Genomic DNA, 22,427 nt, shown 5'->3' with positions numbered 1-22,427 from the left:
ATTAGTCTCGTCCCGTGATCATTCAGGTCGTGCTCGCCCTCGCCCTGACCGTGCCCCCCGTGACGACCTCGGATCCGGCCGGGCCGGATGCCTGCCCGGTCCCCATGCCCACCCGTACGACCTGCGGTTTCCTCGAGGTTCCCGAGCGCAGGGACGCCCCCGGGAGGAAGATCGAGGTCGGCTACGCCGTGCACCTGTCGGCCGCCCGGAATCGCCGGCCCGACCCCGTCGTGTACATGAGCGGCGGCCCCGGCTCCGCCTCGACGCAGCTCATGGGGTTCCTCAGCGCGATGTTCCCCGACCGCGACGTGGTGACGGTCGAGCAGCGCGGCAGCAAGTACTCCCGGCCCGTCCTGGGCTGCCCGGAGACCGCGCAGGCGCTGCTCGGCCGGTTGCGCCGGCCGCCCGCCGACGTGGGCGCCGCCGCCGTACGCTGCCGCGACCGGTTGCGGGAGCAGGGCGTGGACCTGCGGGGATACAACACGAAGGAGATCGCGGCCGACGTCGTCGCGCTGCGCGAACACCTCGGCTACCCCTCGTGGAACCTGTTCGGCGTCAGCTACTCCACCCGGGTCATGATGGACGCCGCCGCGGCCGACCCCGAGGGGGTGCGGTCGGTGGTGCTGGACTCCTACCTGCCCGAGGGCGTCGACTGGTACGACGACGCCGACCGGAACCTGGCCGACACCATGGCGCGGCTGGGCGTGCGGGACCGGTTCGAGGCCGTGGTGGCGCGGCTGAACAGGGCCCCGGCGCAGGTCCCGACGACCGACCCGCTGCTCGGCAAGGCGTTCACGGCGCGCATGAGCGGCGACGACGTGGCCACGATCCTGGCGGAGGCGCTGGCCGAGGCCGAGGTGGCCCGGGTGGCGCCCGCGATGGTGAGCGCGCTGGCCGAGGGGCACGACGAGCTGCTGCGTCCGCTGGCCGACGCCGTGGGTGAGGGGCTGGTGTCGCACGAGTTCGGGCTGTACCACGCGGTGCAGTGCCAGGACGAGGTCCCGTTCAACACCGGCAAGTCTCGACTTTTCACCGTCAATGCCGACAAAGCGGTCTGTACGGCGTGGCAGCTCCCCGCGTCCAAGCCCGTGAACGCCACCACCACGGCCACCACCACGGCCACCACCACGGCCACCACCACGGCCACCACCACGGCCACCACTGCGGCCACCACTGCGGCTCCCGTCTACGTGCTCGGCGGCGAATACGACCCCACCACGCCGCCCAGGACCGCGGAGCCCGCCGCCCAGGCGCTGCCCGCCGGCCGGTTCGAGCGGTTCGCCGGGGTCTCCCACGCGGTGTTCCTGGCCAGCGCGTGCGCCCGCGAGAAGATCGTCGGCTTCGTCGCCGCCCCCGACCGGCAGGTCATCACCCCCTGCGCCGCCGAAGCCACCGAAGCCGGAGCCGCTGCCGCTGCCGGGGGCGGGGGCGGGGACGGGGCCGGGGGCGTCATCCGGCCGGGTGACCTGCTCGTGACCGCGGCGCCGTACGAGATCTCGCGCGCGCCGTGGCTGGCCGCGCCCTTCGCGCTGTTCGCGCTCATGTCGCTGGTCCAGCTCGTCTCGGGCGCGCTGAAGGGCCGGGCGCTGGCGGCGTTCGGCGGGCTGGCGGGCCTGGCGTTCACAGGGCTGATCGCCGAGTCGGTCCACACCTTGGCGAGCAGGAACGAGACCGCCCTGGCGGTCGGGATCCCCGCTATCGCCGGGACGTACTCGTGGCTGGCGGCCGGGGCCGCCGTCCTGACCGCCGCGGCGCTGTTCCAGAAACGCAGATGGCCGCAAATCGTGGCAACCGCCATCAGCGGCGGATTCCTCGTATGGTGGTTCACCTGGTTCCTGTGACACGTATCCGTGAGCTCGACGCCCTACGCGGTTTCGCGGTGGGCGGCATCATGCTGGTCAACACCTGGCAGCACACCGAGAAGGAGCCGCCGACCGGGGTCGACTGGACGATCGAGGCGCTGTTCCAGAGCCGCTTCTATCCGATCTTCTCGATGCTGTTCGGCATCAGCTTCCTGCTGTTCCTGCGCAACAACAGCCGCTGGGCGCTGCTGAGCAGGCTGTTCTGGCTGCTGTGCCTGGGGCTGATCCAGCGCACCTGGTACGAGGGCGAGGTGCTGACCGACTACGCCTTCTGGGGCGCGGTGGTGCTGCTGCCGGCCTCGTTCATGGCCGGTGGCCTGCCGGTGCTGCTGCTGGGCCTGGCGGGCGTCGCCTGGGCGCTGATGCCCGGCGTGGGCGGCGGGGCGATGCTGATCCCCGGGCTGTTCCTGATCGGCATGGGCGTGTGGCGGCTGGAGCCGTCGCGGCGGCTGCTGCTGCCCGGCTTCGCGGTGACCGCGCTGACCACCGTGCTGCTCACCGGGTTCTGGCTGGACGTCGCCCATCTGCGGCCGGACGCGTGGTTCGACTTCGCCCACACCTGGCTCGTCTACAGCCTGGCCGCGCTGGCGGGGGCGGCGGCGTACTCGCTGGGCCTGGTGCTGGCGCTGCGGCCGTGGTCGTCGGCGGCGCTGGAGCCGCTGGGCAAGATGGCGCTGACGAACTACGTCTCCGGCACCGTGGTGATCGTCATGGCCGCGCCGATGCTCGACTCCGACGCGACCCGGTGGTCGGTGGTGGCGCTGGCGGCGGCCACCGTCATCGCTCAGGCGCTGATCAGCCGGTGGTGGCTGGCGAGGTTCAGGTACGGTCCCCTTGAGTGGGCATGGCGCTGCCTGACCTGGTTGCGGCCGGTGCCCAACCGGCTAGAGTCGGGCCGTGACCAGAATCGCCCTCTGTCAGATCCCGGTGTCCCCTGACCCTTCGGCGAACCTGAAAAGAGCCACTGAGGCGCTCGCCCGCGCCGAGGGGGCCGAGCTCGCGATCTTCCCCGAGGCCACGCTCACCCGCTACGGCAGGCGCATCACCGACCTGGCCGAGCCGCTGGACGGGCCGTTCGTGTCGGGGCTGGCCGAGGCCGCCAGGCGGCACGGGCTGGCGGTGATCGCCGGGGTGTTCGAGCCGGGTGAGGGCCGGGTGCACAACACGGCCGTGGCCATCGACGCCGAGGGCGCGGTGCGGGCGGCGTACCGGAAGATCCACCTGTTCGACTCGTTCGGCGCCAAGGAGTCCGACCTGGTGGCGCGCGGCGCCCAGCCGGTCGTGGTCGAGCTGGCCGGGGTCCGGGTCGGGCTGATCACCTGCTACGACATCCGGTTCCCCGAGCTGGCCAGGGCGCTGGTCGACCAGGGCGCGGAGCTGTTCGCGGTGATCGCCGCCTGGGGGTCGGGGCCGCTCAAGGAGGACCACTGGGTGACGCTGGTCCGGGCGCGGGCGCTGGAGAACACGATGTGGACCGCGGCCGTCGGCCAGGCGCCCAATCCGGCTGAGTCGTCCGACGGATTCGGGGTGGGCCGCAGCATGCTGGTCGACCCGCTCGGCGTGGTCCGCGCCGACCTCGGCACCGGCCCTGGCGTGCGGATCGTCGAGGTGGATCACGAGTGGACGGCCACCGCGAGGGCCACGCTGCCGTGCCTGGACCACCGGGTGCTCTAGGGGGCGGTCCGCCGGAGGGTAAACCGATCGTAAAGTAGAGGCGTGAGCGGAACGCAGATGCAGAAGGTGGTCCCGCCGCGTCTGCTCGTGCCATATCTGTCGGGCAAGCGCACGGTCATCTCAGGCTACGTCTACCGGGTGCAGGATTGTGTCCGGCTGACCACGCCCGAGGCTCTCTACTACGGGCTCGACCTGTCGTTCGATGGATCGGAGCTGTTCGCCGAAGTGCCCGAACTTTACGTGATGCGCTGGTACGCCCGCGACGTCGACACCTACGCGGTGCCGTACGGACCGCACATGGGGGGTGACTGGAGCGACGCGCCGCCGTTCGCCGGCAACGGGTTCACGACCTCGTCGGAGCACGTGGTGCCACAGTTCCACACCGTCCCGATGCCGATTCCGGCCGGCGCGGAGATCATCCACCTGGCGGGCGAGGGCGAGCGGGCCTTCGCCGCCTACGACGGGCTGACCTGGCGGCGCTCCGCATGAGCGACGACATCACGCCGGTCGCCTCCGGCTTCGTGGCCCGCTTCGGTGAGCGCACCCTGCCCGCCGCCCTCGGGCCCGACAACGACCAGGTGGTGCTGTTCAGCGAGACGGAGCTCGACGGCTTCGAGGCCGGCTCCGGCTACTGGCGGCGCGCGGTGCCCCGGTCGCAGGTGGAGTGGGTGGTGCTGATCCGCACCGTGGGCGCGTTCGGCGGCGAGCCGTGCATCGTCCTCGACGAGGACGACGACGGGCTCCACATCGCCTACACCGGGCACAGCGGCATGAAGGCGGAGGCGCTGGGCTACTGGATGGTCGACCACGGCGCCTACGAGGTCGTGGTGCCCCGCGAAGAGGTCTTCTCGATCCGCGTCGAAAGGATTCCGGTCCCCTAGTCAACCGGCGGCGGCTCCGTGTGTCTCTAACGGTGTGACCGAAACAGCGACCATGGCGCAGCCGTCGTTCGCCGATCTGTTCGCGGCCCAGTACCCATCCCTGGTACGCCTGGCCGGGCTCCTCGGCGCGGACGATCCGGAGGACATCGCCCAGGAGGCGTTCGCCCGGCTGCACACCAGGCGGCTGCGCGACGACGGGGCCGCGATGGCCTACTTGCGCGCGACCGTCTGCAACCTGACCCGTAACCGCCTGCGCCACCTCAGGCTCGTCCGGCTGCGCCGCCCCGACCCTCCCGAACCGGCCCGCAGCAGCGAGCACGCCGTCCTGGTCTCCGAGGAGCACCGCGAGCTCCTGGCGGCCGTCGACCGCCTGCCCCGCCGCCAGCGCGAGGCCCTCGTCCTGCGCTACTGGCTGGACCTGTCGGAACGCGAGATCGCCGACGCCATGGGCGTCTCGCCCGGATCGGTGAAGACCCACGCCAGCAGGGGTCTGGCGGCCCTGGGCAAGGCGCTCAAGGAGGAGGACCGGTGAACGATCTGGAAGAGCGGCTGCGGGCCGCGTTCGACGCCCGCGCGGACACCTACGAGGCGAGCCCGCACGCCTGGGCCCGGACCCGGGATCGCCGGCCGAGACGCCGTCCCCTGCGGTTCGTCCTGGCCGCGCTGCCGGTGGCGCTGCTGGCCGTGTTCGTTCCCGTCCTGCTCAACGGGGGCCTGGGCAGGAACACCGCGGCCGACCCCGACGAGGTCTATCAGCGGCTCATGCGGGACAGGACCGCCTCGGGCGAGCAGGTGATCGTGGACAACCCCACCGAGGGCCGGCCGCTGCGGCTCTGGTTCGCCAAGGCCCGGCTGGGCTATCCCGAGCTGTGCTTCGTCATGGAACGGGCCGGCGCGGAGCCGTACGGGGGCTGCTCGGGCGTCTCGGAGGAGCTGAACGCGGACGCCTGGTTCACCGGCAGCACCCTGCGGGACGGGACCGAGACCACGATGGACTGGGGGGTGGCGCTGGACGACGTCGGCGGCGTGACGGGGGTCGCGGCGGACGGCAAGAGGTACGCCGGCACGGTGCTGCGGCCGGCCGGGGCGCCGTACCGGATCTGGACGGTGACCTATCCGGCACCGCGGCCGATACCCATGATCGAGATCACGGACGACCGGGGCCGGAACCTCGGGCAGTGGTCGCGCGACATGATGAACATCGTGGAGGGGAAGCCCGACGGCGCGGCCGTGGAACTGCCCGAGGGCGTCTTCGCGCGGCTGTACCGGTCGAAGGAGGGCACGACGCTGAGCCTGACGCGGGGCGGGGCGGACCTCGGCTCGTCCCCGGTCGCGGGCGACCTGCCGCCGGTGCACCCGATCATGAAGGGGAGCGTGATCACCGGCGTCGCCCGCAAGGACGTCGCCAGGATCGAGTTCTCGTTCGGCGACGGGCTCGGCGTCGGCGTCGAGACGCGGCCCGATCCGTGGGGCCTGGGCCTGACGCTGTTCTCCGTCCAGAACCCGGCCGGCGACCGGCGCGACGACTACCGGCTGGTCGCCTACGACGCCTCGGGCGCCGAGGTGTGGCGCGATGACAACTCGGCGTCGCTGGCGCCGAAGGAGCTGCCGCCGGTCGGCGAGCTGATGACCATCCCGGGCACCGGTGAGTCCGGTGAGCCGGTGAAGGCCTGGTTCACCGACGGGACCTCGGGAGTGACCACGCTCTGCCATTCCGGGGGTGTGGTGCCCGAAGGCTGGGCTCCGAGCTGTCTCGGCGGCCGGATCGGCGGGCTCTTCTCCCAGAAGGTCACCACGTACCTGCCCGAGCCGGGGAGCGTCACCCACCTGGGCGTGGCGGGCGACGATTGGGAGGCGGTCGAGGCGGTGCTCTCCGACGGCCGCCACGTCGCCGCGTCGTTCCTGCGCGGCAAGGACACCCCGGCGCGGATCTGGTACGTCACGGTCCCGGGTGGTGACGTGGTGGTCGCGGGCTTCACCTTGAAGGCGAAGGGCCGCCCGCTCGAGCACATCGCGGAGTACGACAAGGGCTGCGCCCGCAAGGCCGCTCGGTCGGACGCCCCACACCAGCGGTTGCCGGCGGGGATCACGGCGCTGGTCGGCGAGCCGGGCTGCATGGCCTTCTGGCAGAACGGAAAGGTGGTGCCGGCCCTGCCCGGGCCGCTGCCCGGCGGCAGGCTGAGCGACCTGCTCGGCCCCGGCCAGGTGGTGCGCTGGGCCCAGCACGCGAACGCCTGGTACGGCTACGCGCCCGGCGGCACGGCCAAGGTCGAGGTCGTCACCACGAACGGCGTCACCGTCACCGCCGACGGCGTCCCCGACCAGTGGGGGCAGGGGGTGGCGCTGTTCGCGGCGCCGACCCCGGCGGGCGCCGACTTCTCGGCCGGGACGGTCGTCACCGGTTACGACGCCGACGGCAAGGAGCTGTGGCGCAGCGACCCCGTCCCGCTCAGGAACGGCTCCTAGCCCGGGCCGGCCGTGGTGGTGGGGCGGGGTGGGTACCCGAGGTTGCGGTAGCGGGCCTGGCGGGCCGTGAAGCGGTCTTCCGGGCTCTCCCGGAGCAGGTTCGCGATCTCGTACTCCAGCGCCCGCCCCACCCGCTCGCAGAACTGCCGCGGCTCGTAGGCGGCGTCGGGCAGCTCGGGGATCACCCGGTCCACGATGCCGTCGCGCCGCAGGTCGGTGGCGCGGATGCGCTGGGCCTGGGCGATCTCCGGGGCGAAGTCGACCGAGCGGTAGAGGATGGCGGAGGCGCCCTCCGGCGGCAGCGGGGACAGCCAGCCGTGCTGCGCGCACAGCACCCGGTCGGCGGGCAGCAGCGCCAGCGCCGCGCCGCCGGCGCCCTCACCGAGCAGCAGGCAGACGGTGGGAGCGTCGAGCATGACCAGCTCGGCCAGGCAGCGGGCGATCTCGGCGGCCAGCCCGCCCTCCTCGGCCGCCTTCGACAGGTCAGCGCCGGCGGTGTCGATCACGGTGACCAGCGGCAGCCCGAGCTCGGCCGCCAGGCGCATGCCGCGCCGGGCCACCCTCAGCCCGGCCGGGCCGAGCGGCGAGTTGGTCCGCTGGAGCCGCCGGTCCTGGCCGAGCACCACCGCGGGCGCGGTGCCGAACCTGGCCAGCGCGAGCAGCAGCCCCGGCTCGTTCTCGCCCTCGCCGGTGCCGCTGAGCGGGGTGACGTCGGAGGCGGCGAGCTTGAGCAGCGTACGGACGCCGGGCCGGTCGTCGCGGCGCGAGCGGGTGATCGCCTCCCATGCCTCCACCGGCCGCAGGTCCTCCTCGGGCGGCTCGCCGGCCACGATGCCGGACTTGTCGGCGGCCAGCACGGTGAGCGCCTTGATCGCCACCTCCCGCGCGTCGCCCGCCGAGACGACCGCGTCGAGCAGCCCCTTGCGGTGCAGGTTCTCCGAGATCTGGACGCCCTCGGGGAACGGATAGCCGTGCAGCGACTCGAACACCCGCGGCCCCAGGAACCCGATCAGCGCCCCCGGCTCGGCGGCCGTGACGTGCCCGAGCGAGCCCCACGACGCGAACACCCCGCCCGTCGTCGGGTGCCGCAGGTAGACCACGTAGGGCAGGCCGACGGCCCGGTGCGCCTGGATCGCGAGGGTGATCTTCACCATCTGGACGAACGCCAGCGCACCCTCCTGCATGCGCGTGCCGCCCGACGCGGGCGCGGCGAGCAGCGGCAGCCGCTCGCGGGTGGCCCGCTCGACCGCGGTCACGAACCGCTCGGCCGCCGCGACCCCGATCGAGCCCGCCATGAACGAGAACTCGCACGCCACGACGGCCACCCTGCGGCCGTCGAGCAGCCCTTCGCCACTGATCACGGCCTCGTCGTAGCCCGACTTGACGCGGGCCGCGGCGAGCTCGTCGGCGTAGGAGGAGCCTGGCTCGGCCGGATCGGCGGGCGGCGCGTCCCACGATTTCCACGACCCCGGGTCGAGGACCGTTTCGATCAGTGTGCGCGCGTCCGGACGGCTCACTATCGCTCCCTAGATGTCAGCCTGCGTTGCAATGTTGACGCACGAACGCGCCGCCCGGTGCCACGAATTGCGGATCATCGCTCGCGCTCTTCGAGCCACGCCAGCACGGCGTCGCCGTCCTGGCCGAGCGCGGGCGGGGCGGTGTGCTCCACCTCGTCCAGCCCGTCGAAGCGCAGCGGCGGCCCGGGCAGCTCGATCTTGCCGAGCACGGGATGATCCACCTCGACGACCAGGCCCTGCGAACGGGTCTGCGCCCAGGTGTAGACCTCGTCGATGGACCTGATCGCGCCCGCGGGCACGCCCGCGCCGCCGAGCTCGGCCAGCCAATGATCACGATCGTGGGCGGCCAGTGCCTTCTCCATGTCGGCGATCAGCTCATCCCGGTGGGCAAACCTGTCCCTGTTCGTCGCATATTTCGCCACATTGGGGTCGATGTCGAGTAGCGCGGCCACCTTCTTCCACTGGCCCTCGTTCGCGGCGGCGATCTGCAGCATTCCGTCGGCGCAGCGGAAGGCTCCATAGGGGGCGATGGAGGCGTGGTGGTTGCCGTTCGCGCCGGGGACCTTGCCGCCGACGGTCCAGGCGGTGCCGTGGTAGGAGTGCACGCCGGTGATGGCGGCGAGCAGCGAGGTGCGGACGACCCGGCCCTTGCCCGTGCGCTCGCGTTCGTAGAGCGCGCCGGCCACGCCGTACGCGCCGTGGATGCCGGCCAGCAGGTCGGCGATGGAGGCGCCGACGCGGTAGGGCTCGTCGGGCGAGGGGCCGGTCAGCGACATCAGGCCGGCCTCCCCCTGGGCGATCTGGTCGTAGCCCGGCCGCCCGCCCTCGGGCCCGTCGTGGCCGAAGCCGGTGATCGACAGGATGACGAGACGGGGGTTGAGCTCATGGAGGCGCTCGACGGAGAAGCCGAGGCGGTCGAGCACGCCGGTGCGGAAGTTCTCGACGAGGACGTCGCTCTGGCGTACGAGGCGCTCGATCAGCCGTTTGCCCTCGTCGGACTTGAGGTCGACGGCGACGGACTGCTTGTTGCGATTGGCTGCCAGGAAATAGGTCGAAATTTCGTGATCCGGTCCAACGAACGGCGGCCCCCAGCCGCGGGATTCGTCGCCCCCGTCCGGATGCTCCACCTTGATCACCCGAGCGCCCAGGTCGCCGAGCATCTGCGCGGCGTGCGGCCCGGCCAGGGCCCTGGACAGATCGAGCACGACAATGTCACCGAGGGGTCCGAGCAAGATCAACCTCCTACTTGCCTTCGGGGCGAAAGAACATTCTCTCAGGCGCCCACTCCACGTCATCTACCCTGGTCCGATGTATCAGCCGGCCGCCCATATCAGGAGCCTTCCGCCGTCGTGCGGCCCGGTCCGGCTGGTGGCCGTGGACGGGCCCGCCGGGTCGGGCAAGACGACGTACGCGGGGCGGCTGGCGGCGGCCCTGAGCTGCCAGGTGGTCCACAGCGACGACTTCCCCGTGCCGTGGGAGGAAGGGCCTGGCGCGTGGTTCCAGGCGCTGGAGTCGCAGGTACTGGCTCCGCTGCGGGACGGCCTGCCGGGCGGTTTCCGCAGGTACGACTGGGTGCGCGGGACGTACGCCGAGGAGGTGGCGGTGCCGGTCGCGCCGGTGCTCGTCATCGAGGGCGTCGGTACGGCGCGCGCCTCCGCGGCCGGGCTGCTGGCGTTCACCGTCTGGGTGGAGGCGCCCGAGGCGGTGCGGCTGCGGCGGGTCCTGGAGCGGGACGGGCCGGAGCTGGAGCCGCGGTGGCGGCGGTGGTTCGCGGCCGAACGCGCCTGGTTCGCCGCGGACGGCACCCGCGACCGGGCCGACCTCATCATCAGGACGTGACCCGGCGCCGGGGCGTGAGGCCGGCTCGCAGCTTGGGGTGAGCTCGCAGCTTGGGGTGAGCTCGGGGCCCGGGAGCGTGCCGCTGCCGGCGGTGTCAGGGGGTGAGGTGGGTGACGTCGTTGAAGCGGACGAGGTCGAGGCGCCCGCCGCCGGCGCGCCAGAGCGACACCGAGGCGTTCAGGACCGGCGCGAACTCCAGCACGGCGGCCAGCTCCGCGTCCGGCGCGGCGGCGATCACGTGCCGCAGCCCGAGCACCACCGAGTCGTGGGCGACGATCAGCACCCGCCGCCCGTCCGCCCGCCGGTCCAGGCTCAGGTCGGCGAGGAAGCCGCGCAGCCGGACCACCACGTCCGCGAGCGACTCGCCGCCCGGCGGCCGGAAGGCGTAGGCGCCCTCGCGCTCGCGCCGCGCCATCTCCCCAGGATGGCGTTCCTGGATGGCGGCCACGTTGAGGTGCGCGAACGCGCCCGCCTCCTGGTCTCTGAGCCGCCCGTCCACGGTGACGGGAGGCGCGGCGCCCCACCGCTCCCGCGCGAGCCGCCAGGTGTCGAGCGCGCGCAGGTAGGGCGAGCACCACACCAGCTCGGGCGCCTCACCGGCGGGCAGGGCCGCGAGCAGCCGCCCGAGGGCCGCCGCCTGCGTCCTGCCCAGCTCCGTCAGCGTCACCTCGTCGTCGCCGCGCTCGTAGACCAGCGGGGTCGTGCCGGCCCGCCGGTGGGCGAGGTTGGCCTCGCTCTCGCCGTGACGCACCGCCATGATCTGCTCGGGGCCCATGCCCGCCATCCTCACACGCGGCGCGCGAACCCCGCACGGCGCCGGCCGGGAGGCGGCCAGGCCGATGACCGGCCTCCCGGGCCGCGGTCCCGCCGGGGGCGGCCCCGGTGAGTGCGGTGCGGGGCCGCCCGCGTCTCTCGGACCGGACGCGTGCGAACCGGCGGGACCCAGGTGCGCCTCACGTCGTCGTGTGAGTCCCCCTCAGTGCACGCCCACGGTGTTTCCTGCGGATTAACACTCTGTTCCAGCCGGGCCCACCCGGTTTCGTATGGTGATCCCATGGCTTCTATCGCAGTTCTCGGGACGGGGCTCATGGGTGCGCCCATGGCGCGCAACCTTCTCAGGTCCGGCATGCCGGTCAAGGTGTGGAATCGCACCAGGGAGAAGGCCGAGCCGCTGGCGGCCGACGGCGCCGTGGTCGCCGGCTCCCCCGCCGAGGCGGCCGAGGGTGCGGACGTGATCGTCACGATGCTCAGCGACGGCGACGCGGTGCACGCCGCGATGTCGGCCGCCGCCCCCTCGCTCCGGCCCGGCCAGGTGTGGGCGCAGATGAGCACGGTGGGCGTCGAGGCGATCGGGCCGCTGGCCGCGCTGGCCGCCCGGCACGGGCTGACGTTCGCCGACGCGCCGGTCCAGGGCACCCGCCAGCCGGCCGAGCAGGGCAGCCTCGTCATCCTCGCGGCGGGCCCGCAGGCCGCCAGGCAGGCGCTGGAGCCGGTCTTCCAGGTGCTCGGGCAGCGTACGCTCTGGCTCGGCGACGACGGCGCCGCCGGCACCGGCACGAAGCTCAAGATGGCCACGGTGAGCTTCGGCATCTCGATGACCGCCGTCGTGGCCGAGGCCCTCTCGCTCGCCAAGGGGCTCGGCCTCGACCCCGGCCTGGTCCGCCAGGTGCTCACCGGCGGCCCCATGGACAACGCCTACTTCCAGGCCAAGTCGAAGGCCGTCCTGGAGGGCGACTTCACGCCCAGCTTCACCGTGCGCAACGCGGAGAAGGACACCCGGCTGATCACCCGGGCGGGCGAGTCGGCCGGCGTCCGGCTGGACCTGGTGGCCGCCGCCGGCGAGCGCCTCCGCCGCGCCGAGGCGCAGGGCCACGGCGAGGAGGACATGGCGGCCACCTATTTCGCGAGCTTCGCCAAGGAGTAGGCGCGCCCGCTCACGGGCGGTACTCGTCGACCTCCGCGAAGGGGCGCCCGCCCGACAGCTTCGCGTAGCCGGGGCCCCGGTCGAAGAAGCGGTCGGCGGGGGGCCGCAGGTTGGCGCGGAGCTCGGCCGTGCCCCGCTCGTCGATGCGATCACCGTCGAGGACCACGCCGTAGTCGCCGAGCGCGCCCGCGATCGAGACCTTGCCGTCGCGTACGTCGGCCGCCACGGCACGCGGGTCTCGGTCGTACGGGGAGCCCCAGCCGCCGCCCCCGGTCGTGCGGATCCTGATCAGCTCGCCCGCCTGCACCTGGTGGTCGTCCACCAGCCCTTCCATCTCCTTGCCCGCGATCTCCACCCGGAACGGCCGCCCGGCGAGGCCGCCGTTGACGCCCCAGCAGGACAGGATCGAGCGATCGGCGATCGACATGTACGACGTGTCCCGCAGCATCCTGATGTGCTTGTCGTAGCCGAGCCCGCCCCTGTACATCCCCGGCCCGCCGGAGTCGCAGGCCAGCCCCAGCCGCTCGACCCGGAACGGCCAGCGCGACTCGGCGAACTCCACCGGGATGTTGCGCGAGTCGGGCACCACGTGGATGGTGTCCTCGCCGTCGGCGTACCAGCGCCCGCCGGAGCCGCCGCCCAAAACCTCGCGCATCAGGTAGGGCACTCCGTCGGCGTCCGTGCCGTAGACGCCGGTGTAGCGGATGGTCTCCTGGTCGGCGGGCATGCGTCCGCCGGTGGCCTTGGCCAGGACGCCCGCCAGGACGCCGAGCAGGCGCAGGATGACGAACGTGCGGGCGTTGGTGGGGGCCGGGAAGACCGGGGTGAGCAGGGTGCCCTTCTCCGGGAAGATCATCTTGATGAGGGGCACGACGCCCTCGTTGACGTCGAGCTCGGCCATCCGCTCCGGCGTGTCGGCCAGGTTGCGCAGCACGGGGGCCAGCCACTTCTTCAGGAACACCCCGTCGGCGTAGTCGCCCGCGTGGTTGATCGGCCCCTTGGCCTGCGGCGACGTGCCGGTGAAGTCGATCGTCAGCGGCGCGTCCAGCGCGTGGTCCACGGTGAGCGTGATGCGCTGGGCGTGCAGGCGGGGCTCGTCCACGCCGTCGTGCTCGGCGTAGTCCTCCCACACGTACGTCCCCTCGGGGATCTTGGCCAGCAGTTCCCGGCGGAACGTCTCGGTCGTCTTGCCGATGATCGCGTCGAAGCACTCCTCGACGGCCTGCCTGCCGTACCGGGCGAACAGCTCGCCGAGCCGCCGCGCCCCCATCAGGCAGGCCGAGCACTCGGCGTCCAGGTCGCCGGACAGCGAGTCGGGCATGCGGGAGTTGCGGGTCATGATGCGCAGCGCGGCCTCGTTGGGCACGCCCTCGTCCCAGAGCTTGATGGGCGGCACCATGAGGCCCTCTTCGAAGACCGAGCGGGCGTGCGAGGGCATGGAACCGGGCACGGCCCCGCCGATGTCGTCGTGGTGGCCGAACGCCTGCACGAAGGCGACCACGTCGCCCTCGTGGAAGACCGGCACTGTGACGCACAGGTCGGGCAGGTGGCCGATGCCGCCCTCCGACAGGTAGACGTCGTTGTGGAAGTAGACGTCGCCCGGCTTCATCGTCTCGATCGGGAAGTCGCGCACGACCGGCTGGACGAGCGCGCTGTAGGAGCGGCCGGTGAGCTTGCGCAGCCGTACGTCGTGGATGCCCGCGCGGAAGTCGTGCGCGTCGCGGATCATCGGAGAGCGGGCCGTGCGCGCGATGGCGGTCTCGACCTCCTTCTCGACGGACGCGAGCGTGCCCTCGACGATCTCCACGAGAATGGGATCAGTCACGACGTACCTCCACATTTCCGTATTCGTCGACCGTCGCGGTGAAACCCGGGTGGATGGGGATCGTCGAGCCGTACTCCTCGATCACCGCCGGGCCCTCGACCGTGGCCCCCGGGCCGAGCGCGGCGCGCTGGTGGATCGGGGTGTCGCGGGTCTCCTCGAAGGTCACCGGGCGCACGGAGGTGGCGCCCTCGCCGGCCTTCTCCAGGCGGCGGAGGGTGGGGCGGGTGATGGGGCCGATGCCGGAGACGCGCAGGTTCACCCATTCGACGCCGTGACGGGGGTCGTCGCGGTAGGCGTAGCCGTAGAGCCTCTCATGGGCGTCGTGGAAGCGGCCGACGACCTCGGTGTGCCAGTCGTCGTCGATCTCGCCGGCGGGGGCCGGGACGCGGACCTCGTACGCCTGGCCGTAGTAACGCAGGTCGGCGCTGCGCAGGTAGACCGGGTCGTCGAAGCCCTCGCGGCCCAGGGCCTCGCCCGCCTGATGCTCCAGGTCGTGGAAGATCTCGACGGCCTTGCCGAGCGAGAGGTCGCGGGTGACGTACGTACGGACGTAGTCGTTCTTGACGTCGACCGTGAGCAGCCCGAACGCCGACACGTTGCCCGGGTCGCGCGGGACGACGACGGCCGGCAGGCCGAGGATGTCGATCAGCCGGCACGCCAGCAGCGGCCCCGACCCGCCGAACGTCACCAGCGGGAAGTCCCGCACGTCGAGCCCGCGCTTGACGGTGAGCTGCCTGATCGCGTTGCTCTGGTTGAACGCGCTGATCTCCAGGATCCCGGTCGCCGTGCGCTCGGGGGTGAGCCCGAGCTTGTCGGCCAGCGCCTGGATCCCGGTACGGGCGGCGTCGGCGTCGAGCGGGATCTCCCCGCCGAGCAGGTGCGGCGGGATGCGGCCGAGGAACACGTGCGCGTCCGTCACCGTCACCTCGGTCCCGCCCTTGCCGTAGCAGAGCGGCCCCGGGTCGGCGCCGGCGGACTTGGGTCCGACCTTGAGCGTGCCCTCGGGCGAGATCCAGGCGATCGAGCCGCCGCCCGCGCCGACCGTGATGATGTCGATCATCGGGATCTTGCACGGGTAGCGGCCGATGGCACCCTCGGTGGTGATGGAGGGCTCGCCGTCGATCACCACGGCCACGTCCGTCGAGGTGCCGCCGCCGTCGAGCGTGATCACCGACGTGTGGCCCGCCGTGGAGGCGATGAGCGCCGCGCCCAGCGCGCCCGCCGCCGGCCCCGACAGGACGGTGGTGATCGGCTGGTTGACGACCTCGCGGGCGGACAGCACGCCGCCGTTGGACTTCATGACCGAGAACGGCATGCCCAGCCGGTTGGACAGCGTCGCGATGTAGCTGCGCATGGCCGGCTTGACGGCGGCGTCCACCAGGGTGGTGACCGAGCGCTCGTACTCGCGGTATTCGCGCAGCACGTCGCTCGACAGCGAGATCACCGCCTGCGGGTGCTCACGCCAGAGCACCTCGCGCATGCGGCGCTCGTGCTCGGGGTTGGCGTAGGCGTGCAGGAAGCAGACGCCGATCGCGGTGACGCCCTTGGACTTGAACCAGCGGGCCACCTCGACGGCCTGCTCCTCCGAGAACGGCCGCACCTCCGCGCCGAGGTGGTCGAGCCGCCCGCCGACGGTCTTGACCAGGTGCACGGGAACGATCCTGGGCGGCTTGACCCAGAAGTAGGAGTTGCCGTAGCCGTCGGGCACGCTCTGCCTGGCGATCTCCAGGATGTACTCGAACCCCTCGGTCGTGATGAACCCGAGGTTCGCGATGCGGTCTTCGAGGAGCTGGTTGGTGGCCACCGTGGTGCCGTGCACCACCGCGCTCACATCGAGCGATCCCAGCTTCTCGATGCCCGCGACGAACCCGTCCGCCGGGTTGGCGGGGGTCGAAGGGGTCTTCGTGGTGAGGATCTCACCGGTCTCCTCGTCCACCGCCACGACGTCGGTGAACGTTCCTCCGGTGTCCACACCGATACGGACGCTACGCATGGGCTCCTCAGCTTCGGCGACGGCCGAGCACTTCGTCGATGACTCTTGGCGCGTTCTGTGTGCCGACGTACGCCGCCAGCCTGACCACCATCTCCTGCGACCTGGCCAGCTCGGCTTCTACTCTGGCCTTTCCGGACTGCCCCGCCTGCACCCCGAAGTAAGCCCCGATAATGGTACCGATCACCCCTGCCACACCGGCGAACAGCGGGGCGAACTCGCCCGTGGCGAAGACGGCGGCGCCGAAGGCGATCAGGATCGCGGCGATCCCGGCCACGACGACGAAGAAGCCGTAGCGCCAGCGGGTGGCATCGGCCTGGGCCGCCGTGAGCTCGTCCGGCGTCATCATCGGGTCGAGCGGCGACGGCCGGGACGGTTGATTGTCGGTGACCACAGATTCCTCCTGTAACTCCAGGGGAGAAATGTCCCACGAGGTCATGGAACAAGCCAAGCCACTAGGCTGGCCCCCCGTGACCCAACTGTCTGCCTTGTCTGCCGTACCGTCTGGCGCCAGGGATGCCGTACTGAAGTTCTACTTCGGCCCCATGGATTGCGGGAAGTCGACGCTGGCCCTCCAGATGAACTACAACCACGGCCGGCAGGGCCGGCGCGGCCTGGTGCTCACCAAGCACGACCGCTCCGGCGGGCCCAAGATCACCAGCCGGATAGGGCTCGGGCTGGAGGCGATCGAGGTGGAGGACTCCCTCGACCTCGTGCGGCTGGTCACCGCGCACGACCGGATCGACTATCTGATCTGCGACGAGGCCTGCTTCTACACCGTCGAGCAGATCGAGCAGCTCGCGGACCTGGTGGACGAGCACGGCGTGGACGTCTACGCGTTCGGGCTGGCCTCGGACTTCAGGTCGGTGATGTTCCCGGCGGCGCAGCGGCTGTTCGAGCTGGCCGACGAGGTGTGCCGGCTCCAGGTCGAGGTGCTGTGCTGGTGCGGCCGGCCGGGACAGCTCAACGCCCGGGTCGTGGGCGGGTCGATGGCGCGTACGGGCGCGCAGGTGGTGATCGGCGACACCGACGCCGCGCAGGCGGTGGTCGGCGACACGGACGCCGCGCAGGTGCGCTACCAGGTCCTCTGCCGCCGCCACCACCGCGCAGGCCGCCTCGGGGAGGGCTCGCGCGAGCCGGCCGCCCAGGAGGCCGCCCGGGAGACCTCCGAGCTCACACCAGCCGGTCCAGAGCGTCCCTGAGCCGCTCGGCGTCGTCGCCCGGCAGGACGGCCAGGAACGCCTCCTCCGCCCCGTCCACGGCTCGTGTGGCCGCGCCCAGGGTGTCGCGGCCGCGCCCGGTCAGCTCCACGATGTTCTTGCGCCGGTCGTCAGGGTGCGGCCGGCGCTCCACCAGGTCTTTGCGCTCCAGCGCGTCGATCATGGCGACCATGGTCGTCCGATCGATCCGGAGGCGCTGGGCCGCCTCGAGCTGCGACAACGGCTCGGGCGCGGCCAGCACCGACAGCACCCCGAACTCGCGCCCGTCGATCCCGTACGGCTCCAGCGCCGGGCCCGTCAGCTCGGCCAGCCGCAGACCGGCATGCTTGAACAGGTAACCAAGGCGTCTCGACACCCGACGATCCTCCCACCCCTCCCCTGCCACGCGGGGCTCAGACCGCGCAGAACCCGTCGTCGTCGCATCCGTCGGCCGGGGCGGCGAGCCGGGTGATCGGCGTCTGACCGGTGCGCTCGGCCACCTCGTCGATCGCGGCGGCGAAGGCGTCCTCCGGCTGCGCGCCCGACACGGCGTACTTGCCCTCGAACAGGAACAGCGGCACCCCGCTGATCCCGAGCGCCCGCGCCCTGGCGAGCTGCTCGCCCACCTCCCCGGCGCCCTCACCCGTGTCGCGCACCCCGACCTCGGCGGCCAGCTCGGCCAGGACGGCGGGATCGGCCACGTTCCGCCCCTCGGTGAAGTACGCCCGGAACAGCCGGCCGGCCATCTCCTCGCCGCGCCCCTGCCGCGTGGCCACCTCGATGAGCCGGTGCGCCTCCAGGGTGGCGGTGTTGACCGCGTGGTCGTAGTCGAGGGTCAGGCCCTCGGCCGCGGCGGTGTCGACGACGCGTCGTACCATCTGCCCGGCGTCCGGCCCGAACTTGCGCTCCAGCGCCCCGAGCAGCGGCTCGCCCTCCACCGGGGCGTCGGGATTGAGCTGGAACGGCCGCATCGTCACCTCGATGGTGCCGCCCTTGGCCCGGAACCGCTCGGCCGCCCGGCCGAACCTGACATGCCCGATATAGCACCAGGGGCACACGACATCGGAGAAAATCTCAACCTTCATGTACGTGGTCAACCCCCGCCGTACCCTGCCGATTCCTCCCCGGCCTCCCGGCCCGGGGACGTGTGACCTATCCGCCATAAATCGGACCGCAATCCTCCTGATCTAGCCTCGCGCCATACGGAGGTGAGCGTATGGAGACCCTGCGCATCCACTTCGGACGCGAGGATCTGACGCGGGTGAGACTGGCGGCGGGGCACGACGCCATGTGGGAGTTCGTGCTCAGCGTCCACCAGCTCGCCCTTCCCGACCAATATGTCCCCTTCTTCACCACCTGGCGGCGCCGGGCCGTCGGCGCGGTCACCGCGACGGGCCTGGAGGGCACCGTACGGCGGCTGGCCCAGCTCATGCCCGCCACCCCCTATTTCCCGGACTTCCTCACCCCGGTGGGGCAGCGGTCCTGCTTCGAGGCGGGCCTCGAGAACGTGCTGTCCACGCCGGCCAGGCGGATCCGCGCCGACATGGCGCGGCTGGCGGGGAACTACCGCCGGCCGCCGTCGTGGTTCGGCACCCTGGCCGGGGCCGACACCGAGTCGCTCGGCTGGCTCGGCGACGCCGTCCGCGTCTACCACGACACGCTGCTGGCCCCGTACACGCGGCGGCTGGCCGAGATCGTGGACGCCGACCTGTCCAGACGGGCGCGGGACCTGGCCATGGGAGGGGTGGACCGGCTGCTCAGCGGCCTGCACCCGTCGGCGCGCTGGGAGCCGCCCGTCCTGACCGTGGACTACGTGGTGGACCGCGACCTCTACCTGGACGGCCGGGGGCTGCTGCTGATCCCGGTCTTCTTCGGCGTGCACGGCCCGATCTCGCTGGCCGACCAGAGCCTGAACCCGATGCTGGTCTACCCCGTGCGGCGGCCCCCCTTCTGGGAGCTGTCGGACGGCGGGCGAGACCGCATGGACGCGCTGTCGGAGCTGCTCGGGCCCACCAGGGCCGCCGCCCTGCACCTGGTGGACGACGGGCTGACCACGACGGCGCTGGCGGGGGCGCTGGGGGTGAGCGTGTCGGCGGCCAGCCGCCACGCGACGGCACTGCGCAGGGCGGGCCTGATCCACACGACCCGGCACGGCCGCCACGTCCTGCACATCCGCACCCGCCTAGGAGAAGCCCTCTTCAAGGGCGACCTGAGCTGACCCCGAGCAGCACCCCCACCGTCCCCCGCCACTCGCCGAACCCCAAGGACCAGCCCCGCCATCCCCGCCAGCCCCACGCCCGCTCTCCCCCGAGCCCAAGGACCCGGTAGCGGCACTCCTCATCCCCCAAGGACCCGAGCCGAAGCGCGGTGGGAGAGATGGGGCGGGGCGGGAAGCGGCATCGGGGCCAGGCTTGTCTAGTCCTTCACGGCCCGCAGCGCAAGGGTTTGCATGAGGGCGCAAGGGCTTCAGCGCAGAGCCCTCCGGCCACAAGAATGCTGCCCGGGGCGGGCACGCCGAACCTTGCGGGGGCTGGCTCGGCGGCCTCACCCCGCGGAGAGCTCCTCCAGCCGATAAGGCAGGTACGCCGAGTCGTCCACCAGGGCCGACGCGCCACGCCACCATCCGAACCACTCGCCGCTGCGCCACATCCAGTCGACCCGCTCGATGGCGGCCACCACGTCGCCCACGGTCTCCCACCGCTCCCCGAGCTGCTCGCGGGAGGCCCCGTGGCGCAGCGCCCACGCCCGCAGGATGCCGGCCGCCGCGGAGGGGATCTCGCGGGCGTACGGGTCGGGGTCCTCGCCCGGCAGGCGGTGCGGCCCGAGCCCGGCCGCCACACCCCAGCTCCACTGGGCCTCGGCGGGCCGTGAGTAGCGCAGGGACTGGAAGTCCAGGTTGGAGCCGAGATCCTCGTCGGGCCGCCGGGTGACGACCGCGTCGAGCCGCCCGCCGGCGTCGAAGTGCACGACGAGCCGCTGACCGGGCTTGACGCCCGGCGGCAGGTCGAAGCGGTCCTCGGCCTGCCAGGAGTTGAGGTCGACCTGCGCGACGGGCCGGCCCCAGAGGTGGTCGGCGGCGTCGTCGGAGATCCAGGCGGCCAGCATCTCGAGCGCGGTCAGGTCGGTCCAGGGCTCGATGGCCACGGCCGTGCGCACCACCTCGTCGGGCGGGGGCAGCTTGCCGCCCCTGGACCGGCTCCACCAGTCGTCACCCAGCTCACGGGTGCCGACCAGCAGCGCGGCGATGGCGGCCAGCTCGGCCGAGCGCCTGGTGAGGGAGGCGCCCAGGGCGAGCTCGAGCGTCCGGCCGGTCCGGTCGTCCCCGAGCACGGGGCGCACGTCGGCCATCAGCAGCTCGGCTGTCGGGCGCTCCTCGCCCAGCAGGTTGCGTACGACTCGTCGGGCTTCGGTCCGGGCGTCTTCAGCGTGTGCCTGCCGCATACAGCCACGCTACGCCTGGAGATCCTTTTCCGCGAGGGTGGCGGACGCCGCGCCGCCCTTCGGTCAAGGACTCCGCCGCCGGCCTCTGCCGAGCAACCAGCCCACCACGACCCCGGCGACCGCGACCCCCGCCCCCATGCCGAACGACGCCAGCATCACCCAGGGCCGCGTCTCGGCCCGCTGCGGCACCGGCCGTTCGTGAACGGCCGGCCCGGCCTGCTCCCGGACGGCGACGGCGGTCTCGGCGGGTTCCGGGGCCTGGAGGTGCTGCTCGACGGAGGAGAAGAACTCCCCGGCCGTCCGTTTGGCCACCGAGCCGAGCATCCGCTGGCCGACGCCGCCGATCATCCCGCCGATCACGGCCTCGGCGTCGTAGTCGACGCGGGTGCCGCCGTCGATCTCGCTCAGGCGTACCTGGACGGTGGCGTCCACGGTCCCGGGCGCGCCCTGCCCTCTGGCCTTGAGCGTGAAGCTCTCGGGCGCGAGCGGATCGGACAGCGCCACCTCCCCCTGGTAGACGCCCTTGATGGAGGCCACCCCCGCGTTGACCGTCATGCGGTACGTGTCCGGCCCGATCTCCTCCAGCCGCTCACAGCCCGGAATGGTGCGCACCAGCACCGCCGGGTCCTGGAGCGCCGCCCACACTTGATCCCTCTGCACGCCGATCACGGCGCTGCCCGCGACTTTCATGCCGCCACTTTAGGCACGTCGCATCCGGTGGATAAGGGCAACACCTGCCCAACGCGGGGCGCGGCTTGGGGATCAAGGCTGGCAAGATGGTGCCCCATGCGCAGGGGCCGAAGGACATTCACGACCGTCGTGGCGGGCGCGCTGGCGCTGTCGGCCTGCTCCCCCGCCGAGACCGCGAACGTCCGTCCCGCCACCGCCCCCACCGCCGCTCCCAAGGAGCGGGCCACGCCCGCGACGACCCCGCAGGGCCCTCCGGGGGTGCTCCCGCGCCGGAACGAGGTCCGCCCGATCACCCGCGCCGGCGACCTCCCGCCGGTCATCAGCTCCATCCCCACCAAGCGCAAGGTCGTCTTCCTCACCATCGACGACGGCTGGGAGCAGGACCCGGGCTTCGTCCGCCAGGTACGCGACCAGCGCATCCCCATCACCGCCTTCGCCATGCGCGACGCCGTGGAGGCCAAGGGCACCCCGGACGAGTCGGGCGGCCCGGCCCGCTACGTGGGCGCCGGCAAGTGGGGATATTTCCGCCGGCTCCGCGACGCCGGCGTCCCCGTCGAGAACCACACCCTCACCCACCCCAACCTTCGTCTGCTCGCCTACGACGCCCAGCGCAGCGAGATCTGCGGCTCGTCGAAGGTCATCAAGAAGGAGCTGGGCAGCGGGCCCACCCTGTTCAGGCCGCCGTTCGGCAACTACAACACCGACACGCTCAGGGCCGCCAAGAGCTGCGGCATGGACGCCGTGCTCCTGTGGACCGCCACCGTCCAGCCGGGCGGCAAGATCGCCTACCAGGTGCCCGACAAACGCTTGCGCCCCGGCGACATCCTGCTCCTGCACTTCCGCCCCAACCTGGCCAGAGACTTCCGCATCCTGGTCGGCAAGATCAAGCGGCGGGGCTACGAGCTGGGCAACCTTCAGGCCTACCTCGCGGCGGCGACGAGACCCCGCTAGGGCTCCGAGCGGCGTTCGACGACCGGACAGCCACCTTCTTGAGTCGTGGACCGTGCCATCACCCCGGCGGCGTACGGACGGATCCACCCGGCGGATGACGCCACGGCCCGCCTCCGGGCGGCATTCTCGGTACCCGAGCAACCAGCCGAGAGGGATGTGACCAAGATC

At 72.3% G+C, this 22,427-nt stretch carries 22 protein-coding genes; 12 read left to right on the top strand and 10 right to left on the bottom strand.

All coding sequences use genetic code 11. The annotated features are described in order from the left end of the window. The first annotated feature begins 14 nt into the window (after positions 1-14). Genes AB0I15_RS45290 through AB0I15_RS45260 form a run of 7 tightly spaced genes read left to right on the top strand, consistent with a single transcriptional unit; the run spans position 15 to position 6,883 of the window. Entirely contained in the window at positions 15-1,841 is a 1,827-nt protein-coding gene (locus tag AB0I15_RS45290) for an alpha/beta fold hydrolase (RefSeq protein ID WP_358110971.1), read from the top strand. Further along, the gene (locus tag AB0I15_RS45285; protein ID WP_358110969.1) at positions 1,838-2,800 is read left to right on the top strand and encodes a DUF418 domain-containing protein; all 963 of its coding nucleotides are present in this window, start codon (positions 1,838-1,840) and stop codon (positions 2,798-2,800) included. The genes AB0I15_RS45290 and AB0I15_RS45285 overlap by 4 nt, the downstream gene beginning before the upstream one ends. Beyond that, entirely contained in the window at positions 2,760-3,536 is a 777-nt protein-coding gene (locus AB0I15_RS45280) for a carbon-nitrogen hydrolase family protein (protein ID WP_358110966.1), read from the top strand. Before AB0I15_RS45285 ends, AB0I15_RS45280 begins: the two co-directional genes overlap by 41 nt. A gap of 42 nt (positions 3,537-3,578) precedes the next feature. Continuing rightward, positions 3,579-4,025, top strand: coding sequence for a hypothetical protein (locus AB0I15_RS45275; RefSeq protein ID WP_358110963.1), 447 nt, complete (start codon positions 3,579-3,581; stop codon positions 4,023-4,025). After that, positions 4,022-4,417 (top strand): hypothetical protein, encoded by a 396-nt coding sequence (locus tag AB0I15_RS45270; RefSeq protein ID WP_358110960.1) that lies wholly within the window; start codon positions 4,022-4,024, stop codon positions 4,415-4,417. Before AB0I15_RS45275 ends, AB0I15_RS45270 begins: the two co-directional genes overlap by 4 nt. A 34-nt stretch (positions 4,418-4,451) precedes the next feature. Further along, entirely contained in the window at positions 4,452-4,949 is a 498-nt protein-coding gene (locus AB0I15_RS45265; RefSeq protein WP_358110957.1) for a sigma-70 family RNA polymerase sigma factor, read from the top strand. After that, complete coding sequence (locus AB0I15_RS45260) at positions 4,946-6,883, top strand: hypothetical protein (RefSeq protein ID WP_358110954.1); 1,938 nt, start codon at positions 4,946-4,948, stop codon at positions 6,881-6,883. Before AB0I15_RS45265 ends, AB0I15_RS45260 begins: the two co-directional genes overlap by 4 nt. Here AB0I15_RS45260 and AB0I15_RS45255 read toward each other — a convergent pair. Continuing rightward, positions 6,880-8,400 carry a carboxyl transferase domain-containing protein gene (locus AB0I15_RS45255; protein ID WP_358110952.1) on the bottom strand — a complete coding sequence of 507 codons (1,521 nt, stop codon included), beginning with the start codon at positions 8,398-8,400 and terminating at the stop codon, positions 6,880-6,882. The genes AB0I15_RS45260 and AB0I15_RS45255 overlap by 4 nt on opposite strands. A gap of 74 nt (positions 8,401-8,474) precedes the next feature. Next, positions 8,475-9,632, bottom strand: coding sequence for a CoA transferase (locus tag AB0I15_RS45250; protein ID WP_358110949.1), 1,158 nt, complete (start codon positions 9,630-9,632; stop codon positions 8,475-8,477). Between the two features lie 76 nt (positions 9,633-9,708). On the opposite strand from AB0I15_RS45250, the gene AB0I15_RS45245 reads away from it, so the two are divergent. Then, a complete protein-coding gene (locus tag AB0I15_RS45245; RefSeq protein WP_358110946.1) occupies positions 9,709-10,239 on the top strand; it encodes a hypothetical protein in 531 nt (176 codons plus the stop codon). A gap of 94 nt (positions 10,240-10,333) precedes the next feature. On the opposite strand, the gene AB0I15_RS45240 is transcribed toward AB0I15_RS45245, so the two are convergent. Beyond that, a complete protein-coding gene (locus tag AB0I15_RS45240) occupies positions 10,334-11,014 on the bottom strand; it encodes a histidine phosphatase family protein (RefSeq protein ID WP_358110943.1) in 681 nt (226 codons plus the stop codon). Positions 11,015-11,293: 279 nt separating this feature from the next. Here AB0I15_RS45240 and AB0I15_RS45235 point away from each other — a divergent pair, with 279 nt between their 5' ends. Beyond that, a complete protein-coding gene (locus AB0I15_RS45235; protein WP_358110940.1) occupies positions 11,294-12,163 on the top strand; it encodes an NAD(P)-dependent oxidoreductase in 870 nt (289 codons plus the stop codon). Between the two features lie 10 nt (positions 12,164-12,173). Here the strand turns inward: AB0I15_RS45235 and AB0I15_RS45230 are convergent, their stop codons facing one another. From AB0I15_RS45230 to AB0I15_RS45220, 3 genes are read right to left on the bottom strand one after another with little or no spacing between them, the layout of a single operon-like run. Then, on the bottom strand, positions 12,174-13,988 hold the full coding sequence (locus AB0I15_RS45230) for a hydantoinase B/oxoprolinase family protein (protein WP_358110937.1): 1,815 nt from the start codon (positions 13,986-13,988) through the stop codon (positions 12,174-12,176). Continuing rightward, positions 13,981-15,981 (bottom strand): hydantoinase/oxoprolinase family protein, encoded by a 2,001-nt coding sequence (locus tag AB0I15_RS45225; RefSeq protein ID WP_358110934.1) that lies wholly within the window; start codon positions 15,979-15,981, stop codon positions 13,981-13,983. The genes AB0I15_RS45230 and AB0I15_RS45225 overlap by 8 nt, the downstream gene beginning before the upstream one ends. 7 nt (positions 15,982-15,988) lie before the next feature. Further along, positions 15,989-16,417: a hypothetical protein gene (locus AB0I15_RS45220; RefSeq protein WP_358110931.1), complete on the bottom strand. Its 429-nt coding sequence runs from the start codon at positions 16,415-16,417 to the stop codon at positions 15,989-15,991. Between AB0I15_RS45220 and AB0I15_RS45215 the strand changes: the two genes are divergently transcribed. After that, complete coding sequence (locus tag AB0I15_RS45215; RefSeq protein WP_358110928.1) at positions 16,401-17,180, top strand: thymidine kinase; 780 nt, start codon at positions 16,401-16,403, stop codon at positions 17,178-17,180. The two genes, AB0I15_RS45220 and AB0I15_RS45215, sit on opposite strands and share 17 nt — an antisense overlap. On the opposite strand, the gene AB0I15_RS45210 is transcribed toward AB0I15_RS45215, so the two are convergent. Together AB0I15_RS45210 and AB0I15_RS45205 are read right to left on the bottom strand one after the other, a co-directional pair. Then, complete coding sequence (locus AB0I15_RS45210) at positions 17,152-17,553, bottom strand: MarR family transcriptional regulator (RefSeq protein ID WP_358110925.1); 402 nt, start codon at positions 17,551-17,553, stop codon at positions 17,152-17,154. The two genes, AB0I15_RS45215 and AB0I15_RS45210, sit on opposite strands and share 29 nt — an antisense overlap. Positions 17,554-17,590: 37 nt before the next feature. Further along, complete coding sequence (locus AB0I15_RS45205) at positions 17,591-18,262, bottom strand: DsbA family oxidoreductase (RefSeq protein ID WP_358110922.1); 672 nt, start codon at positions 18,260-18,262, stop codon at positions 17,591-17,593. Between the two features lie 131 nt (positions 18,263-18,393). Here AB0I15_RS45205 and AB0I15_RS45200 point away from each other — a divergent pair, with 131 nt between their 5' ends. Further along, a complete protein-coding gene (locus AB0I15_RS45200) occupies positions 18,394-19,395 on the top strand; it encodes a winged helix-turn-helix domain-containing protein (RefSeq protein WP_358110919.1) in 1,002 nt (333 codons plus the stop codon). 326 nt (positions 19,396-19,721) lie between these two features. On the opposite strand, the gene AB0I15_RS45195 is transcribed toward AB0I15_RS45200, so the two are convergent. Both AB0I15_RS45195 and AB0I15_RS45190 read right to left on the bottom strand, forming a co-directional pair. Beyond that, the gene (locus AB0I15_RS45195) at positions 19,722-20,618 is read right to left on the bottom strand and encodes a hypothetical protein (protein WP_358110916.1); all 897 of its coding nucleotides are present in this window, start codon (positions 20,616-20,618) and stop codon (positions 19,722-19,724) included. A 63-nt stretch (positions 20,619-20,681) separates the two neighbouring features. Further along, on the bottom strand, positions 20,682-21,308 hold the full coding sequence (locus tag AB0I15_RS45190; protein ID WP_358110913.1) for a carbon monoxide dehydrogenase subunit G: 627 nt from the start codon (positions 21,306-21,308) through the stop codon (positions 20,682-20,684). A 96-nt stretch (positions 21,309-21,404) separates the two neighbouring features. On the opposite strand from AB0I15_RS45190, the gene AB0I15_RS45185 reads away from it, so the two are divergent. Then, positions 21,405-22,259, top strand: coding sequence for a polysaccharide deacetylase family protein (locus tag AB0I15_RS45185; protein ID WP_358110910.1), 855 nt, complete (start codon positions 21,405-21,407; stop codon positions 22,257-22,259). Positions 22,260-22,427: the final 168 nt, after the last annotated feature.

Source organism: Nonomuraea sp. NPDC050643 (assembly GCF_040654715.1).
GTDB lineage: Bacteria > Actinomycetota > Actinomycetes > Streptosporangiales > Streptosporangiaceae > Nonomuraea.
This window is presented reverse-complemented; position numbering and strand designations above follow the sequence as displayed.

Coding starts and splice junctions, on each gene's coding strand:
- AB0I15_RS45270 (WP_358110960.1), top strand. CDS start 4,022: ATGAGCGACGACATCACGCCGGTCGCCTCCGGCTTCGTGGCCCGCTTC.
- AB0I15_RS45245 (WP_358110946.1), top strand. CDS start 9,709: ATGTATCAGCCGGCCGCCCATATCAGGAGCCTTCCGCCGTCGTGCGGC.
- AB0I15_RS45240 (WP_358110943.1), bottom strand. CDS start 11,014: ATGGGCCCCGAGCAGATCATGGCGGTGCGTCACGGCGAGAGCGAGGCC.
- AB0I15_RS45235 (WP_358110940.1), top strand. CDS start 11,294: ATGGCTTCTATCGCAGTTCTCGGGACGGGGCTCATGGGTGCGCCCATG.
- AB0I15_RS45225 (WP_358110934.1), bottom strand. CDS start 15,981: ATGCGTAGCGTCCGTATCGGTGTGGACACCGGAGGAACGTTCACCGAC.
- AB0I15_RS45215 (WP_358110928.1), top strand. CDS start 16,401: ATGTCCCACGAGGTCATGGAACAAGCCAAGCCACTAGGCTGGCCCCCC.
- AB0I15_RS45220 (WP_358110931.1), bottom strand. CDS start 16,417: ATGACCTCGTGGGACATTTCTCCCCTGGAGTTACAGGAGGAATCTGTG.
- AB0I15_RS45205 (WP_358110922.1), bottom strand. CDS start 18,262: ATGAAGGTTGAGATTTTCTCCGATGTCGTGTGCCCCTGGTGCTATATC.
- AB0I15_RS45200 (WP_358110919.1), top strand. CDS start 18,394: ATGGAGACCCTGCGCATCCACTTCGGACGCGAGGATCTGACGCGGGTG.
- AB0I15_RS45195 (WP_358110916.1), bottom strand. CDS start 20,618: ATGCGGCAGGCACACGCTGAAGACGCCCGGACCGAAGCCCGACGAGTC.
- AB0I15_RS45190 (WP_358110913.1), bottom strand. CDS start 21,308: ATGAAAGTCGCGGGCAGCGCCGTGATCGGCGTGCAGAGGGATCAAGTG.
- AB0I15_RS45185 (WP_358110910.1), top strand. CDS start 21,405: ATGCGCAGGGGCCGAAGGACATTCACGACCGTCGTGGCGGGCGCGCTG.